The following is a 16,496-nucleotide window of genomic DNA, read 5'->3' as shown; positions in this document are numbered from 1 at the left end:
AACATTCACTGTGGGACAATGGCACCATGGCAACAATGCAATCCGGAACCCATGTGGTCTACCAGGAGAAGGTCCGACCGTCGATCGGCATGTGGGCCCTCGTCGTGATGGCTGCGGCGTCGACGGCGCTCATGGTCATGCCCGTCTGGAAGCTCGGCGCCGTCGTCCTGCCCCTCGTGAGCTTCGCCCTGCTCGCTTGGTGGCTGACTTCGCTGACCCTGACGATCATCGTCACCGAAAGGCAGCTCTTCGTCGGCGAGGCGCACATCGACCGGAAGTTCGTTCCCGGCGCCACCGCCTATGACGCCGAGGCGGCGCGTCAGGCTCGCGGAGTCGATCTCGACGCACGCGCCTTCCTCAAGATCCGGCCGTGGGCGAAGCCCGTTGTGCGCATCGACATCGACGATGTCGCGGATCCCACACCGTACTGGCTCGTCTCCTCACAGCACCCCGAGAAGCTCGCGGCCGCCCTCAACGACTGACAGAGGAAGCACAACGCGCCTGACGAATTCGTCAGGCGCGTTGTGCTGAGGGGATGGAGCAGCGAATCAGCCCGCACAGTCCGTGCAGATGGGAACACCGCCCTCTTCGCTCGCAAGCTGCGACCGATGCCGGACCAAGAAGCATTCCATGCAGGTGAACTCATCGTTCTGCTTGGGGAGGACGCGAACGGAGAGCTCTTCGTTCGACAGGTCCGCTCCCGGCAGTTCGAAGCCTTCGGCAACTGCGGTTTCGTCTTCGTCGATCTTGCTCGCCTGCGCCTGCGAGCGCTGAGCCTTGAGCTGCTCGATCGAATCGCTCTTGATCTCATCGTCTTGCTTGCGAGGTGCGTCGTAATCTGTTGCCATATGGCCTCATCGCTCTCTGTCCGAGGGGTGCTGAGAAGGACCGAAGCGTCCTCTCGCGGGATGTGTCCTCAGCATTGTGCACTGTATGCTTGCCGTTGGCAAGATGGAATGAGGACCCGTTACGGTGATTCTCATCACCAGTTTGTCGACGCAGGTCGGCCACACATAGAGTTCTCGAAAAGCTCTGCAAGAATACTTGTGATGGACAGCACCGACAGCTCGATCTGCCGGTAGATTACCGGGTTCGTCCCCTTCGGAGGCGGCCCGAGGAAGGACGGATCCACGATGAGTGAATTCGCAGATCAACTCGACACCCGAATCGATGATGTCCGTCATCGCATTCACGAAGCCCGATCCGCCGGTGATGACTTCCTGGTCGAAAACCTCATCGACGACCTGCAGAGCCTCATGGAGCTGGCTGGTCGCAATGATGTCGACACCGGCCCCATCGCCGAGGTGATCCAGGCCGAGACGGGCGCACTGCCCGTCATCCCGAGCCCGGAAGAGTCCTGAGCCTCAGGAACCACCTCGTCTGCCAGCGGATGCCTTCCGCCATGGGCGCAGAGATGAAGAACCCTCCCCACCGATTCGGTGGGGAGGGTTCTCTGCGTCCGCCGACGGACGTCTCAGACGTCCCGGAGGCTGGTCAGCTCACGGATTCCCAGTTCGGGTAGGTGGCGCGCTCGATACGGCCGCGGCAGCAGGCGATGCTGCAGGCCCCGCTTCCGGGAACCAGTGCCGTCGTTCCGGGAAGCGCCGGGGCGTCGACCTCGTCGCCGCGCAGCTGGGCGACGCGTTCCTCGACAAGGTCCACAAGCCCCGCGACGAAGGCCTCGTGGGTGCCGACGGTGGCGACTCGGGTGAAGGCGAGAGCGAGGCCTTCGGCCGTCTCCTTGGCCTCGGTGTCGAGGTCGAAGGCGACTTCCATGTGGTCGGAGATGAAGCCGATGGGCACGAGCACGACCCCAGTCACGCCTTCCTCGGCGAGTTCGGTCATCCGGTCGTTCACATCGGGTTCGAGCCACGGAACCTCCGGCGAGCCGGAGCGGGAGCAGTAGACGAGCTCGGCGGGCAGCTGCTCGGAGGCGTCCAACCGCCCCAGGAGGTGGTCCATGAGCTCTTCGTGCTGAGCGAGGTAGCCGTTGGTGGCCACTGCGGAGGCGTCCTGCATGATGTTCGGGATGGAATGCGTGACGAAGAGGATCCGGTGCCTTTCGGCGTCGAGTTCGCCCACCTGGCCGCGGAATTCGGCGAGACCGTCCTCCAGGCGGGCCGCACAGGCGTCGGCGTAGCCGGGATGGTTGTAGAACTGGCGGATCTTGTCGATCGAGACCTCGAGGCCTTCTCCGGCCAGCGTCTCGATCGTCTGCGCGAAGTCCTCACGGTACTGCCGGCAGGAGGAGTACGAGGAGTAGGCGGAGGTGTCGATCGAGAGGAACCGGGTGCGGCCGCCCTGTGCCAGCGTCCGGACCTCATCGGTGAGATAGGGATCCCAGTTGCGATTGCCCCAGATCAGCGGGGTGTCGATGCCGCGTCGGTCGAGCTCGCCGCGCAGGGCGGCGAGCAGGGCCTTGTTCTGGTCGTTGATCGGCGACCGGCCTCCGAAACCGAAGTAGTGCTCCCCCACCTCCTCGAGTCGCTCCTCGGGGATCCCGCGGCCGGCGGTGACGTTCCGCAGGAAGGGAACCACTTCTTCTGGGGCCTCCGGTCCTCCGAACGACATGAGGATCAGGGCTTCGATGGGTGCAGTCTTATTCACGCTCCCGATTTTACAGACTGTAGAGCGGAACGGTCCGATGTCCGCAGAGTGAGTCTCTTCCACTCACCGTTCAGACCCTTGGGCACTAAGCGCCGTCATAATCCCTCGGTCCGGTTCCCAGCGGACCTCCCAGGGGCCGAAGCGGCCCGTGATTTCGCGACTCGCGGGCAGATCTGCCCGCCTCGACGCGCCGGACGTGACACGATGCAGGAGAGACGCGACAAAGGAGCTTATGGCATGCGTGAACTGATCTTGAACGGAGTCAACGCGGATGGCACCCATCTGCTGTTGAACGACGAGAACGGGCTTCAGTACCGAGTCGTTCTCGACGAAGCTCTCTCGGCCGCGGTGCGCAAGGAACGCACCCAGTCCAAGTCCGAGACTCCCGTGCGTCCCAAGGACATCCAGGCCATGATCCGCGGCGGCATGGACGCCGAGGAGGTCGTGGCCTCCACCGGCGCCGACATCGAATACGTGCGCACCTACGAGGGCCCGGCCATGGCCGAACGCTCCCGCATGGCCTATCTCGCCAGCCGCCATCCGATCTACTCCGATCACGATCCCAATGGCGAGCCGTCGCCCCTCATCGAACTCTGCCAGGAGCGGCTGGCGATGCGCGATGTCGACATCGAGACGATGGAATGGGACTCCTGGAAGCAGCAGGACGGCAACTGGTACGTTCAGCTCAGCTTCACTGCCGCCGATCGGATCCGGACTGCCAGCTGGCATTACTACCGGCGCTCGCTGACCCCGATCGACGATGAGGCCAAATGGCTCGCCGATTCCGGCCCGACCGACACCGGTCCCATCCCGAACTACGGCAGCGGTGCCGAACGACAGAGGAACACCGAGGAAGTCGACGTGTTCCCGCATTCCGAGTCCGCCTCCGGTCCCGTCTCCTCCGATGCCCCGGCACCTTCGGCTGCCGGTTCGGCTCCCTCGCAGCAGGCGCGTGATCACCAGGCCGAAACCGGCCGCATCCTGGAGAACCTGCGCAAGCGTCGCCATCATGAGGCCGAAGAGGAGCCGCGCACCCGTCTGCGCGCAGTGACCGAAGATCCTGAGACCCACCCGCAGGGAGCCCATACCGCGCCGGGTCGGCCCGAGGCGGCGACCGATGACGAAGTCTTCGCGTTCGAAGATGCCGTCCCCTCCGACGAGGACCCGCAGGAGCCCACGGAGAAGGTCGGCGTCTTCGACGACGAGAACCAGCTCTCACTGCTCAATGAGCCCGGTGTCAGCGATCACGCCGATCAGCGCGCGGACGCGGCTGCGACGAAGGGAGCGAAGCCGAAGTCGAAGAACAGCTCCCGGGCATCGATCCCGAGCTGGGACGAGATCATGTTCGGCTCCAAGCGGGACTGACCTCCCGCAGGCCGGGCGCCGCCGAGGCTGGACCGCTGACCGCCGGCGCCTGGGCGCCGAGGTCGACGACCGTGTCCTCGCTCCTGATGAGACGCCGGTCGTGAGTGACCATGACCACTGTGCGGGAGACGAGATTCCTGCGCAGGTCGTCGATGAGCCGGGCGGCGGTCTCGTCGTCGAGATGCGCCGTCGGTTCGTCGAGGACGATCACATCCGCGCCGGTCAGCAGCGTCCGGGCCACCGCCAGGCGCTGCCGCTGACCGCCTGAGACATCTGAGCCGTGATCACCGACCCAATTCTCGAGGCCTTCGCCGTCGGCCCATTCGGCCAGTCCTGCCGCGTGCAGGGCATCGATCATCTCTTCGTCTCCGGGCACGGTCGACTGGGCCAGGGAGAGGTTGCCGCGGACGGTCGAGCGGAAGATGTGGGCCTCCTGCGGACACCAGGCGATCCGACCGACCAGGTCCGTCGGCGCACTGCTGAGCATATCGAAGGCCGCCCCCTGGGAATCGGCGGCGGTGTAGCTGCCGGCCCAGGGATCGAGGAACCGGAGCAGAACACTCAGGCTCGTCGACTTCCCAGTGCCGCTGTCGCCGCAGAGCAGGGTCCAACCGCCGCGTTCAGCGTGCAGATCGAGGCCCTCGAGGACCGGCGTCTCGTCCCAGCCCACGGTGATCGAGGCCAGGTCGAGCGCCTCGATGGGCTCTGTGCAAGTCCGCCGTGCCGAGGAATCCTCGCCGGTATCGGCTGGCGGCAGGCAGTCGAGGGCGGCTCCGAGCGCCGGCAGCTGGCGGAACGCGTCGAGCCCCGAGGCGAACACCTCGTTGAGGCCCAGTGCCATGAGCGCGAGGACCGCAGCGATCTCCGTCGGTGCCTCGGAGGTCACGGCCAGTATCACGGCTGTGGCCGAGGTGCTCAGCTGCAGCCAGAGATGGGCGAGCCCGAAGTTCCGTGCGGAGGCCGCCTGCTTCGCCTCGAGGCTGCGTTCCAGACCCGCCAGCAGGCCGAGCACCCGGCCATCTGCGGCGTTGGTGTGCAGATCGTCCTTGGCATCGAGTGCACGGGTCAGCAACGAGAGGATGCGGCTGCGGTCGTTCCTGATGCCGTGCGCCAGCCTGCTCTCGGCGGGAACGACGATGCAGGCCAGCCCGATGAGGTTGACTGCGGCGAGCAGGAGGAACCACGTCAGCGATCCGAGGTCGAGCAGCGCTGCCGTGATGCTGACGCCCAGGACGACCAGGCCCGAGACGAGCGGCGGGAAGAGCGTACGGGGGACGAGGTCGCGCACATCATCGGCATCGGCGACCATGGCACGCAGCGCAGTATCCGAGGTCAGCAGCTTCCGATCGCTCATGCCCACGCGTTCGAAGTGCTCCCACAGGTTCGCCCGCAGTCTGGCGAGGGCGGAGAAGATCGCCGAATGGAGTTTGAGCCGACTGACGTAGAGCAGCACGGACCGACTGAGACCGAAGAAGCGGACGCCGACGATCGCGACCATGAGCAGCATGATCGGCGGCTGGTAGGAGGCCTCGACGATGAGCCAGGCGGACACTGCCGTGAGCGCGATTGCCGCCAGGCTCGAGGCGCAGGCGGTGAGTGCGGCGAGTGCCATCGCGGGGCTGAACAGGGGCAGGCTCGAACGCAGGATCGACCATCTGCGGCGCAGCGCCGCAGCGCCCGCGTCCGTTCTGCGACCGGTCTCGGCATCGTCCTCCCACAGCGCCGCCGCGTCTGCGGAACCCGTTGTGTCGAAGGAGTCAGCCCCGTCTGCGGAACCCGTCGCGTCGACGGAACCCGTCATGCCGAACGAGTCCGTCGCGTCGACGGAGTCCGCGACCGCCACGCGGTCACCGAGCGCATCGGGGGAATCCGCGCCCGCCCCGGACCGGGCCGCCGTCGGGGCCGACACCTCAGCGGTGCCTGCTCTGTCGGCCCCCGCTGCTGTCCGCAGCCGACTCTTCGTCGGGTGGATCTCCGTCTCGGCCAGCGCCCGGACGCGGTCGTCGTGGCTGGCGAGGACGACCCGGTGGGAGGCGGCCGCCTCGGCGATCATGGCGATGACGATATCGGCATTGTCCGCGTCGAGGTGGGCGGTGGGTTCGTCGAGGACGAGTACATCGGCTCCCTGGCCGAGACGGTGCAGCACCCGCACGAGCGCAAGTCGGCGCTGCTGACCGGGGCTCAGGGCTGCGGTCGCTGTCGACGGATCGGCCGGCAGCCCGGCCGCCGTCAGTGCCCCCAGGCTGCGCTGTCGCTCGAGTCCGAAGAGTGCGAGTTCGGCGCCGAGGGTGGCGGCGAACATGCGCGGGGTCTGCGGCACATAGGCGGCGGACACTGGCGCGATGGTCGCGCGGGCATCGGCCGGCAGCCCGCCGACCAGCGCGGACAGCACGGTCGTCTTGCCGGCGCCCGAGGGTCCGCTGATCGTGGTCACTCCGGGCCCGGGCGGAATCGCACCCGTCCAGCCGACGATGGTGCCGTCGCCGTAGATCACCTCGTGCTCGTCCCGCTCCCGGGCATCGCCCGGGCCGAAGCCTGCCCCCGAGTCGCCGGACGTCTGCTCTCCTGCCTCTGCCGGTGCCGGTGCGCCCGGCGTCGGCGGCACCGGCGCCGCGGCCTCGGTGAGCAGACTCTGCGCCCGGTTTCGTGCCTCGCGGCCGTTCTCGCTGGCATGGAATCCGGCCCCGAGTTCGCGCAGGGGGATGAAGCACTCGGGCGCGATGAGGAGGACGAACAGTCCTGAACTCAGATCCATCGTCCCGTTGACCAAGCGCAGGCCGATGACCACGGCGACGAGAGCGACCGAGATCGTGGCGATGAGCTCGAGGGCGAGGCTGGAGAGGAAGGCGATGCGCAGGGTCGCGAGGTTCGCGTGGTGGTAGCGCTCCCCCAGTTCGCGCAGGCGGCGAGCGTGGTCCCGCGAGCGGCCGAGGCCGATGAGCACCGGCAGTCCTTCGGCGAGTTCGGCCAGGTGATCGGACAGCTTCTCCAGTGCCGTGATCGTCCGCGTCGTCGATTCGGCCGTGTACCGGCCGATGAGGACCATGAACAGCGGGACCAGCGGCAGACAGAGAGCGATGATGACGGCTGAGAGCACGTCGCTGAAGACGATCCGCACGAGCAGGACCACCGGCACCACGGCCGCAGCGCTGAGCGCCGGGACGACCGTGGTGAAGTAGTCGTCGAGATCATCGATGCCGCGGGTGACCGTCACGGCCGCGGCGGTCCTCGGACGGCCGCGGCCGCGCAGCAGCGCAGACAGGATCGCCGCCCGCAGGCCCCGTTTCGACTCGGCTGCCAAGGCTGTGCCGAGACGGCGGTCGATCCACAGCCCGCCGCCGCGCAGACCGGCGCCGAGGATCACGAGGACGAGCCACAGGCCCGGTGCGCTGTGACCGACGAGTGCCCGCACGAGAGCCTCGGCGACGAGCACGACTCCCACCGCCCGGGCCAGAGCACCGGACACCGAGAGAGCCAGCCCCCGTCGCCCGGACGGCAGTTCGAGCAGGATCGACAGGGGCGAGCTCACGACCGGATCGCCACCGGCACGCGGTGTGCCTCGGGGATGTGGGTCTCGGCGATGCGGCCCAGGAACATGCGGTAGCTGAAGATCTGATAGCCGATGATGACCGGGAGGATGATCACTGTGACGATGAGCATCACGGTCAGAGTGTAGTCCGAGGACGAAGCTGTGGCGATCGTCAGCGAATTCGCCGGATCCAGGGTCGACGGCAGCACGTTCGGATAGGCTCCGGCGAACACCGCACCGAATCCGGCCACGAGGTGGATCCCGTGGAGGACGAAGGCCCGCTTCTCGGCGCCGGCGCGCACCGCGACGACGGCGGCGATGAGCGAGATGATTCCGACGAGAACGGGGATCGCGAGCCAGGCGCGGTGGGTGATCGAGAGCGCGAACCAGATGAGGAACGGCACCGCGGCCGGCAGCATGGCCCGTGCGGCCCACCGCTGGACCCGGGCCCGGATGTCGCCCTGGGTCTTGAGACCGAGGAAGACGAGGCCATGGACGAACGCGAACCCGAGGCCGCCGAGCCCTCCCAGCAGCACCGGCCAGGACATCCAGGCGAACGCTCCCCCGACGATGTCCCCATGGCCGTTGAGAGGCAGACCGGTGGTCGTGATCACGAGCAACGCACCGATGCAGAACGCGGTGCCCGCCGAACCGACGGCCATCGCCCAGGTCCAGAACGACCTCCAGGCCGGTGTGTGCCCCTTGCCGCGGTACTCGATCGACACGGCGCGGAAGATCAGGCTCAGCAGGCACAGGGTCAGCGGGATGTAGAGGGCGGAGAAGAGCGAGGCGTACCAGTGCGGGAACGCCGCGAACATCGCTCCGGCGGCCGTGATCAGCCAGACCTCATTGCCGTCCCAGACCGGTCCGATGGTGTTGAGCAGCACGCGTTTGCCGCGTTCGCCGCGCGTGAGGAAGGGAAGCATCATGCCCACCCCGAGGTCGAAGCCGTCGAGGAACAGGTATCCCGTCCACAGCACGACGATGAGGATGAACCAGATCGTGGCGAGGATTTCCATAGGTGACTCTCCTCAGTAGGCGAACGACAGCACATCGTCGCCGTCGTCGGTGATCGTCGGTTTGGTCGAGGAGGAGGCGAGCTCCGGCATCGCCGAGGCGACTCCACCCTTGACGTAGGTGGTGAGCAGGCGCAGTTCGACTGCCATGAGCACCCCGTAGACAGCCGTCAGGCTGATCAGTGAGAACAGCAGCATGCCCGGGGTCACCTCAGGTGAGAGGGCCGCCTGAGTGTACATGTACACCCCGTCGAGCTGCGCCGGGTTCGGGGCCACGACGAAGGGCTGGCGTCCCATCTCCGTGAAGATCCAGCCCGCCGAGTTCGCGATGAAAGGCGCCGTGATGGCCAGGAGGAACCCGCGGCTGAGCCATTTCGAATCGGGGACCGTGCCCCTGCGCGACAGCCACAGTCCGATCGCGCACACTCCGGCGGCGAGGATGCCGAAGCCGATCATCATCCGGAAGCCCCAGTAGGTGACGATCATGATCGGCTGGTAGTCGATCGGTTCGCCGGCGTGGTCGCCGTATCGCGGGTCGTCGGGGATGTGGGTGCCGTACTTGTCCTGGTATTCGGGCAGGAGGGTCGTGACTCCGTGCACGGGCGTGGAGAAATCGCCCTTGGCCAAGAAGGACAGCAGCCCGGGGATCTCGAAGATGTTCTGCACCCCGTCGCAGTCGTTCGAGGACGGGTCGGCGACCGTGAGGACCGAGAATTCGGTCCCGTCGTGACAGGCCGCTTCGGCGGAGGCCATCTTCATGGGCTGCTGTTCGAACATGAGTTTGGCTTGGATGTCGCCGGTGATGGACACTCCCGCGAAGGCGATGATGCCCACGACGGCGCCGATGCGCAGGGAGTTGATCCACACCCGGTGGTCGGTCTCGTCACGGCCGGGCAGCTCGGAGGAGGACCCGACGACGACCGTGCCGTCTGCGCCGACAGTGTCGATGCCGTCCTTGCGCCGGTGGTAGAGGTGGTACCAGGAGATGCCGAGCAGGAAGGAGCCGCCGACCGCCAGCGCGCCGAACAGGGTGTGCGTGTAGGCGGCGATGGCCGTGTTGTTGCCCAGCACCGCCCAGACATCGGTCATCACCGGACGCCCGTCGACCAGTTCGACGCCGACCGGATGCTGCATCCAGGAGTTGGCCACGATGATGAAGTAGGCGGAGATCCACGATCCGATGACCGCGCACCACAGCGCACCGAGGTGGACCGCTCGGTGCAGCCGACCCCAGCCGAAGATCCACAGACCGAGGAACGTCGATTCGAGGAAGAACGCGAGGAGAGCCTCGAGCGCCAGGGGCGCGCCGAAGACGTCGCCGACGAAGCGGGAGTATTCGCTCCAGGCCATACCGAACTGGAACTCCTGGACGAGGCCGGTGGCCACGCCCATGATGAAGTTGATGAGGAAGAGCTTGCCGAAGAACTTCGTGCTCCTCAGGTAGACCTCGTTGCCAGTGCGGTGATAGATCGTCTGCAGGATCGCGACGAGCATCCCGAGTCCCAGGGTCAGCGGCACCATCCAGAAGTGGTACACGGTGGTGATTCCGAATTGCCACCGTCCGATGAGAACTGGGTCCAGATCCATGGGCTCTCCGTTCGAGCTCGGCAGTATTTCTACGTCTCGTAGAATTCTACATTGGGTAGAAGCAGTGTCGCAGTCGTTTCACCATCCAAGACGTCCGATACCAAGTGCGCTCCCCGTCCACCGACCGCGAACAGACTCGACTCACGGGCGGCACACAGCTCGGCCGCCTGGAATTCGACAGTCTGTAGAGATATACTCGAGGCAATCGACCGACAACTGACTGTGGGGCTTACGAACTGTGGGAACACTGGGTGAACTCGAACGCAGCGTCATGGACGCCATCTGGGTGCATGACGACGGGCTGAGCGCCGCCGAACTCCGTGAGGTCCTCGCCGACCGGGAACTCGCGCTGACGACGGTGCACACTGTCCTGTCCCGGCTGGAGAAGAAGGGCTTCGTCACCCGCGATCGCAGCATCCGACCGCACCACTATCTCGCGGTGTCGACTCGTGAGGATCACGTCGCAGAGCTGATGACGGAGATGCTCTCGCAGGCCCCGGACCGTCAGGCCGTCCTCGCGCGCTTCCTCGGCACCGTCACCGAAGCCGACACCAAGGCGCTGCGCAGTCTGCTCGGACGCAATCACTCCACCCAGTCCTGACCCAGATCGGTCACTTCCATGACCATCGTGGGGTCGATCCTGGCTGTGCTCGCTTTTCTGCTCGCATGGCCGATTCCAGCGGCGCTCGCGCGCTTTCGCGGCGATCCGGTCTCCGAGGTCGTCCTGTGGCAGGCCGTCGGTCTCTCCGGCGGCCTCTCTCTCATCGGCGCCGCGCTCGCTTTCGCCGTCGCCCCGGGGTCGACGAGTCTGCCCCAGGGGATCCTGGCGCTGCTGCGCGGACAGTCCCATGCGGAGCTCTCGCTCATGGCGTGGATCTTCCTCGTCATCGCTCTTCTGCTCATCGGCCGGCTGCTCGGCTGTCTCGCTCTGACCTTCTATTCGGCGCGCAAGACCCGTCTGCGTCACGACGAGATCCTCCACCTGCTCAGTGAGCCTTCGGCCACCTATCCCGACACCCGCATCATCACCACCGATGAGGTGGTCGCCTACTGTCTGCCGAAGGGACCCAGGAAGGGCACCGCGGTCCTGTCGACGGGGCTGATCAAGGCCCTCGACGAGAAGCAGCGCACAGCGGTGATCGCTCACGAACGGGCGCACCTCGACTTCCGCCACGACGTGCTCGTCATCCCCTTCGCCGCGTGGCACCGGGCCCTGCCCTACTTCTCCGCCACGGCGATCGGGCTGAACTCGGTCAACCGGCTCATCGAGCTCATGGCCGACGATCAGGCCCGGGAGCGCGTGGACCCGCAGATTCTGGCCCATGCCGTGCGCTCGGCGGCAGCCATCAGCCCCGAGCATCGCAGCGATCTCTCGGTCCTGCGCATCCGTCGTCTGGGGCAGCCCTTGGATACGACTCGTGTCCCGGTGCGCCTGATGTCGATCGGTGCGGCCGCCCTGCTGCTGCTCGTGCCGACTCTGCTGATCTTCGCCCCCGCAGCCTTCGGAATCTGATCCCGACGCTCAGCACCCGGGCGAACCTGCCGGGTCGATGCGCAGGATCGGCCCGGCGTTTGGTCAGCTGTCGATTCGCTCGGCGTCGAGGACTGCGGCACCGGAGACGATGAATTCCCTGCGCGGGCCCACCGATGCCCCCATGAGGAGTTCGAAGGTGTTCTCCGCCGCCTCGGCGTCGGCCATCGTCACTCTCCGCAGAGTGCGCATACTCGGATCCATGGTCGTCTCGGCCAGCTGGTCGGCGTCCATCTCTCCGAGCCCCTTGTAGCGCTGGATCGGCTCTTTGTAGGTCTTCTTCTGCTTCTCCAGCTTCTTCAGCAGCGTATGCAGTTCCGCCTCGGAGTAGGTGTAGATGATCTCGTTCGGCGTCCCGCGCTTCGTCACCACTTCGACTCGGTGCAGCGGCGGCACCGCGGCGTAGACCCGGCCCTCCTCGACCAGCGGCTTCATATAGCGGAAGAAGAGCGTGAGCAGCAGGGTGCGGATGTGCGCACCGTCGACATCGGCATCGGTCATGATGATCACACGTCCGTACCGAGCGGATTCGGTGTCGAAGCTGCGTCCGGAGCCGGCCCCGATGACCTGTATGAGCGCCGAGCATTCGACGTTGGCGAGCATATCGGCCAGCGCCGCCTTCTGGACGTTGAGGATCTTCCCGCGGATCGGGAACAGCGCCTGGTGGTCGGAATTGCGGGCCGCTTTGGCCGTTCCCATCGCCGAGTCCCCCTCGACGATGAACAGCTCCGTGTTCTCCACCCCGTTGTCGCGGCAGTCATAGAGCTTCGCCGGCAGGGAGGAGGCCTCCAGCGCGGTCTTCCGCCGCTGGTTCTCCTTGTGGGTGCGCGCGGAGATGCGGGACTTCATCTCGGCCACGACCTTCTCCATGAGGACTGCGGCCTGCTGCTTCTCGGCACGTTTGGTCGAAGCCAGCACGGCGCCGAGCTGGCTTTCGACGGTCTTTGCAACGATCTGTCGCACCGCCGCCGTGCCCAGCACCTCTTTGGTCTGCCCCTCGAACTGCGGCTCGGCCAGCTGCACGGTGACTACCGCGGTGAGACCGGCCAGGACATCGTCCTTCTCGAGCTTGTCCTTGCCGACCTTGAGCTTGCGTGCATTGGCGTCGACGGCCTTGCGCATCGACTTGAGGCAGGCCTGTTCGAACCCGGCGAGGTGGGTGCCGCCCTGCGGTGTCGCGACGACATTGACGAAGGATTTGAGCTTCGTGTCGTATCCGGTCCCCCAGCGCAGAGCGATGTCGACGCCGACCTCGCGCTCGACTTCCTTGGACTCGAGGTGGCCCGAGGAGTTGAGCACGGGCACGGTCTCTTTGAAAGTGCCGGTGCTGTGCAGCCGCCAGGTGTCGGTGATGGGCGGGTCGATGGAGAGGTGATCGACGAACTCGGTGATGCCGCCGTCGAATTTGAAGACCTCTTCGCGTTCGGCGATGACGGCGCCGGTCTCGTCGCGGGCGACTCCGCGCCGGTCGACGATGCGCAGTTCGAGGCCGGGAACGAGGAACGCCGTCTGGCGGGCGCGTTCGATGAGGTGCTGGTAGTCGAACTGGGCCTTGGCCAGGAAGATCTGCGGATCGGCCCAGTACTGCACGCGAGTGCCGGTCACACCGCGCTTGGACTTGCCGACGATGTCGAGGCCGGTCGGCTCCTGGAATGCCTCGAAGGGGTTGTCCGGGCTCGGAGTGCCCGAGGAGTCGTCGAAGCGGCCGGGCACGCCGCGGTGGAAGGACATCTTGTGCACTTTGGACCCGCGGGTGACCTCGACGTCGAGGCGCGCGGACAGCGCGTTGACGACGGAAGCGCCGACACCGTGCAGGCCGCCCGAGGCAGCATAGGAGGAACCGCCGAACTTGCCTCCGGCATGGAGCTTGGTCATCACGACCTCGACTCCGCTCAGACCGGTCTTCGGTTCGATGTCGACGGGGATGCCGCGTCCCCTGTCGGTGACCGCCACCGAGCCGTCGGCAGCGAGCTCGATGAGGATCTCGGATCCGTGACCGCCCAGAGCCTCGTCGACGGAGTTGTCGATGACTTCCCACAGACAGTGCATGAGACCGCGGGAATCCGTCGTGCCGATGTACATGCCGGGGCGTTTGCGCACGGCCTCGAGTCCGGACAGGACGGACAGGTGCCTGGCGCCGTAGCTTTCGTCTTCCACACATTTCCTCTCGTTCGATTAAATTCTAATCGTTCGACGACGCGGACCCTATTCCCGGCGGGTCGTGTCGAACCGAGTTTCGCTCGCATTCGACGGACGGGTCGGTTCTGCTGGAACAATGGGGATCATGACCCAACGCCTTCTCGCCCCGAGCCTTCTGCTCACCGCAGTGCTCCTCCTGCCCGGACTCGCCGCATGCGACCAGGGTTCGTCCGGCTCGGCGTCCGCGACGACACAGGCCTCCGAACGAACCACCTCGAAGGCGAAGACGGAGAGCGGCCAGGCCGGGAAGACCGCAGACGGCAGGGACGATACTGCCTCGGCGAGCGATCCCGGCGAGTTCGATCTGGAGGGGAAGACCATCGCGATCGATCCCGGCCACAACGGCGGCAATGCATCGCATCCCTCGGAGATCACCCGCCAGGTGCCCGACGGTCGGGGCGGCACGAAGGACTGCAACACGACGGGCACGTCGACGGACTCGGACTATCCCGAGGCGGATTTCACCTGGGACGTGGGTTCGCGCCTGCGCGAGTCCCTCGAAGCCGCCGGGGCGAAAGTCGTGCTCAGTCGGAAGGACAACACGAGCGTCGGACCCTGCGTGGACGAGCGGGGCACGTTCGCCGATGGGGCCGATATGCTCGTGAGCATCCACGCCAACGGCAGCGAGTCGAGTTCGCCGAAGGGCTTCCACCTCATCGTCGCTGATCCCGGTGCGGACGAGAAGACGGAGAGGGCCTCGACGACCCTGGCGAAGTCGCTGGGGCACTCGATGGGCGAATCGTTCAGCCCGAACAGTGCCTACGGGAAGGACGCGATCAGTCGACGGCCCGACCTGGCAGGCTTGAACAATGCGTCCGTGCCGGCCGTCATCGTGGAGTGCGGAGAGATGCGCAATCCCACAGAGGCGAAGCTCATGGAGTCGAAAACCGGCCGGGCGAAGTACGCGGATGCCCTGTTCCAGGGCATCGTCGACTGGTACTGACAGCTTCGCCTGGCACCGGCGGCTTCGAAGGGCTTCGCTGAGCGCGACGATGAGCTGGCTGACTGCGCCGAGGAGCTGAGGAAATGAGTGTGGCCGCACCGGTCGGTGCGGCCACAGACAATCGGTTCCTGACCGAAGCACTCGATGCCGATGCCCATTCGCGAGGAGCGGCGTCCTGGCCTGGACGCCGCTCCTCGATCACTGCGCTCGGCGATCAGTCGAGGTAGTCGCGCAGCACCTGTGATCGCGACGGATGACGCAGCTTCGCCATGGTCTTCGACTCTATCTGACGGATGCGCTCACGGGTCACACCGTAGACCTTGCCGATCTCGTCAAGGGTCTTCGGCTGACCGTCGTTGAGACCGAAGCGCATCGACACCACGCCCGCCTCACGCTCCGAGAGCGTGTCGAGGACCGAGTGCAGCTGTTCCTGCAGCAGGGTGAAGCTGACCGAATCCGAGGGCACAACCGCCTCGGAGTCCTCGATGAGGTCGCCGAACTCCGAATCGCCGTCCTCACCCAACGGGGTGTGCAGCGAAATCGGCTCACGTCCGTACTTCTGCACCTCGACGACACGCTCGGGAGTCATGTCGAGTTCCTTCGCGAGCTCTTCCGGGGTCGGTTCCCGACCGAGGTCCTGCAGCATCTGCCGCTGCACACGGGCGAGTTTGTTGATGACTTCGACCATGTGCACGGGAATGCGGATGGTGCGAGCCTGGTCCGCCATGGCGCGGGTGATGGCCTGACGGATCCACCAGGTCGCGTAGGTCGAGAACTTGAAGCCCTTCGTGTAGTCGAACTTCTCGACGGCGCGGATGAGGCCGAGGTTGCCTTCCTGGATGAGATCGAGGAAGAGCATTCCGCGGCCCGTGTAACGCTTGGCCAGAGAGACGACGAGACGGAGGTTGGCTTCGAGCAGGTGGTTCTTCGCGATCCGGCCGTCGTGGATGATCCACTTGTAGTCCATGGTCTCCCGCGGATCGGTGACCTCACCGGCGTCGAGGAGGTGCTCGGCGTACATGCCGGCCTCGATGCGCTTGGCCAGGTCGACCTCCTCTGCCGCGTTGAGGAGGGCCACCTTTCCGATCTGCTTGAGGTAGTCCTTGACCGGATCGGCCGTGGCGCCGGCGGAGATGACCTGCTGGGCAGGAGCGTCTTCCTCATCGGCGTCGGAGACGATGAATCCGCCTGCCTCTGCGACGGCGGCGTTCTTCTCCTTCTCCTCGGAGTTCTTCGTCTCGGTCGATTCGGCGGGACTCTCCTCGGTCGCCAGAGCGTCTGCCGCGGGTTCGACCTCTTCAGTGGTGTCGATATCCTCGACGGTCTTCTTCGTCTTTGCCGTCTTCTTCGCTTCCTTGGCGGCGGTCGGCTTCGTCGTGGCGGCCTTCGGCTCGGCCTTCGCTGCTGCGGACTTCGCCGCGGTCGTCTTCTTCGCGGCCGTGGTCTTCTTCGACGCAGCCGTCTGGGTCTTCGCGGCAGCCGACTTGGTCGTCGCCGACTTCGTGGACGCTGCCTTCTTGGTCCCGGCAGTGCCCGACGCCTTCGTCGTCTTCTTCGCAGTGGATTTCGACGCCGCAGCGGTCTTGGTTCCACCGGTCGAGGTCGTGCCGGCCGTTCCCTCCGACTTCTCCGTCACCGTTGTGGATTCCTTGTCGACTCTCGGCACGTGTTCACCTTTCGCGAGCGTTGAAACTTCCCCATGCATTCGGACAGTACTAA

Annotated in this window: 13 protein-coding genes; 6 read left to right on the top strand and 7 right to left on the bottom strand. The window is 66.0% G+C overall.

The window, feature by feature from the left end; translation table 11 throughout:
- Positions 1 to 26 precede the first annotated feature (26 nt).
- The gene (locus IIE29_RS07965) at positions 27 to 482 is read left to right on the top strand and encodes a DUF3093 domain-containing protein (RefSeq protein ID WP_209324712.1); all 456 of its coding nucleotides are present in this window, start codon (positions 27 to 29) and stop codon (positions 480 to 482) included.
- Positions 483 to 548: 66 nt separating this feature from the next.
- On the opposite strand, the gene IIE29_RS07960 is transcribed toward IIE29_RS07965, so the two are convergent.
- Complete coding sequence (locus IIE29_RS07960; RefSeq protein WP_166972303.1) at positions 549 to 848, bottom strand: DUF4193 domain-containing protein; 300 nt, start codon at positions 846 to 848, stop codon at positions 549 to 551.
- A 285-nt stretch (positions 849 to 1,133) separates the two neighbouring features.
- On the opposite strand from IIE29_RS07960, the gene IIE29_RS07955 reads away from it, so the two are divergent.
- Positions 1,134 to 1,361, top strand: a complete 228-nt coding sequence (locus tag IIE29_RS07955) for a hypothetical protein (RefSeq protein WP_209324711.1) — start codon at positions 1,134 to 1,136, stop codon at positions 1,359 to 1,361.
- A gap of 133 nt (positions 1,362 to 1,494) precedes the next feature.
- Here IIE29_RS07955 and IIE29_RS07950 read toward each other — a convergent pair whose 3' ends face one another.
- Positions 1,495 to 2,607, bottom strand: coding sequence for a ferrochelatase (locus IIE29_RS07950; protein WP_209324710.1), 1,113 nt, complete (start codon positions 2,605 to 2,607; stop codon positions 1,495 to 1,497).
- 237 nt (positions 2,608 to 2,844) lie between these two features.
- On the opposite strand from IIE29_RS07950, the gene sepH reads away from it, so the two are divergent.
- Positions 2,845 to 3,972 (top strand): septation protein SepH, encoded by a 1,128-nt coding sequence (gene sepH, locus IIE29_RS07945; RefSeq protein ID WP_209324709.1) that lies wholly within the window; start codon positions 2,845 to 2,847, stop codon positions 3,970 to 3,972.
- On the opposite strand, the gene cydC is transcribed toward sepH, so the two are convergent.
- Genes cydC through IIE29_RS07930 form a run of 3 tightly spaced genes read right to left on the bottom strand, consistent with a single transcriptional unit; the run spans position 3,947 to position 10,098 of the window.
- A complete protein-coding gene (cydC, locus tag IIE29_RS07940; RefSeq protein WP_209324708.1) occupies positions 3,947 to 7,501 on the bottom strand; it encodes a thiol reductant ABC exporter subunit CydC in 3,555 nt (1,184 codons plus the stop codon). The genes sepH and cydC overlap by 26 nt on opposite strands.
- Positions 7,498 to 8,520, bottom strand: a complete 1,023-nt coding sequence (cydB, locus tag IIE29_RS07935) for a cytochrome d ubiquinol oxidase subunit II (protein WP_209324707.1) — start codon at positions 8,518 to 8,520, stop codon at positions 7,498 to 7,500. The genes cydC and cydB overlap by 4 nt, the downstream gene beginning before the upstream one ends.
- Positions 8,521 to 8,532: 12 nt before the next feature.
- Positions 8,533 to 10,098 carry a cytochrome ubiquinol oxidase subunit I gene (locus tag IIE29_RS07930; RefSeq protein ID WP_209324919.1) on the bottom strand — a complete coding sequence of 522 codons (1,566 nt, stop codon included), beginning with the start codon at positions 10,096 to 10,098 and terminating at the stop codon, positions 8,533 to 8,535.
- A 244-nt stretch (positions 10,099 to 10,342) separates the two neighbouring features.
- Between IIE29_RS07930 and IIE29_RS07925 the strand changes: the two genes are divergently transcribed.
- Complete coding sequence (locus IIE29_RS07925) at positions 10,343 to 10,705, top strand: BlaI/MecI/CopY family transcriptional regulator (RefSeq protein WP_209324706.1); 363 nt, start codon at positions 10,343 to 10,345, stop codon at positions 10,703 to 10,705.
- An 18-nt stretch (positions 10,706 to 10,723) separates the two neighbouring features.
- Positions 10,724 to 11,617 carry a M56 family metallopeptidase gene (locus tag IIE29_RS07920; protein WP_209324705.1) on the top strand — a complete coding sequence of 298 codons (894 nt, stop codon included), beginning with the start codon at positions 10,724 to 10,726 and terminating at the stop codon, positions 11,615 to 11,617.
- A 63-nt stretch (positions 11,618 to 11,680) separates the two neighbouring features.
- On the opposite strand, the gene IIE29_RS07915 is transcribed toward IIE29_RS07920, so the two are convergent.
- The gene (locus tag IIE29_RS07915) at positions 11,681 to 13,792 is read right to left on the bottom strand and encodes a DNA gyrase/topoisomerase IV subunit B (RefSeq protein WP_209324704.1); all 2,112 of its coding nucleotides are present in this window, start codon (positions 13,790 to 13,792) and stop codon (positions 11,681 to 11,683) included.
- A 127-nt stretch (positions 13,793 to 13,919) separates the two neighbouring features.
- On the opposite strand from IIE29_RS07915, the gene IIE29_RS07910 reads away from it, so the two are divergent.
- Positions 13,920 to 14,777 carry an N-acetylmuramoyl-L-alanine amidase gene (locus tag IIE29_RS07910; RefSeq protein ID WP_209324703.1) on the top strand — a complete coding sequence of 286 codons (858 nt, stop codon included), beginning with the start codon at positions 13,920 to 13,922 and terminating at the stop codon, positions 14,775 to 14,777.
- Positions 14,778 to 14,991: 214 nt separating this feature from the next.
- Here IIE29_RS07910 and IIE29_RS07905 read toward each other — a convergent pair whose 3' ends face one another.
- Positions 14,992 to 16,482 carry an RNA polymerase sigma factor gene (locus tag IIE29_RS07905; RefSeq protein ID WP_209324702.1) on the bottom strand — a complete coding sequence of 497 codons (1,491 nt, stop codon included), beginning with the start codon at positions 16,480 to 16,482 and terminating at the stop codon, positions 14,992 to 14,994.
- Between the last annotated feature and the right edge of the window lie 14 nt (positions 16,483 to 16,496).

This window comes from Brevibacterium renqingii (assembly GCF_017808095.1).
Lineage (GTDB): Bacteria > Actinomycetota > Actinomycetes > Actinomycetales > Brevibacteriaceae > Brevibacterium > Brevibacterium renqingii.
The sequence above is the reverse complement of the archived record's forward strand: the minus strand, read 5'-3'. Positions and strand labels throughout refer to the sequence as shown.

Coding starts and splice junctions, on each gene's coding strand:
- IIE29_RS07965 (WP_209324712.1), top strand. CDS start 27: ATGGCAACAATGCAATCCGGAACCCATGTGGTCTACCAGGAGAAGGTC.
- IIE29_RS07960 (WP_166972303.1), bottom strand. CDS start 848: ATGGCAACAGATTACGACGCACCTCGCAAGCAAGACGATGAGATCAAG.
- IIE29_RS07955 (WP_209324711.1), top strand. CDS start 1,134: ATGAGTGAATTCGCAGATCAACTCGACACCCGAATCGATGATGTCCGT.
- sepH (WP_209324709.1), top strand. CDS start 2,845: ATGCGTGAACTGATCTTGAACGGAGTCAACGCGGATGGCACCCATCTG.
- cydB (WP_209324707.1), bottom strand. CDS start 8,520: ATGGAAATCCTCGCCACGATCTGGTTCATCCTCATCGTCGTGCTGTGG.
- IIE29_RS07920 (WP_209324705.1), top strand. CDS start 10,724: ATGACCATCGTGGGGTCGATCCTGGCTGTGCTCGCTTTTCTGCTCGCA.
- IIE29_RS07910 (WP_209324703.1), top strand. CDS start 13,920: ATGACCCAACGCCTTCTCGCCCCGAGCCTTCTGCTCACCGCAGTGCTC.
- IIE29_RS07905 (WP_209324702.1), bottom strand. CDS start 16,482: ATGCATGGGGAAGTTTCAACGCTCGCGAAAGGTGAACACGTGCCGAGA.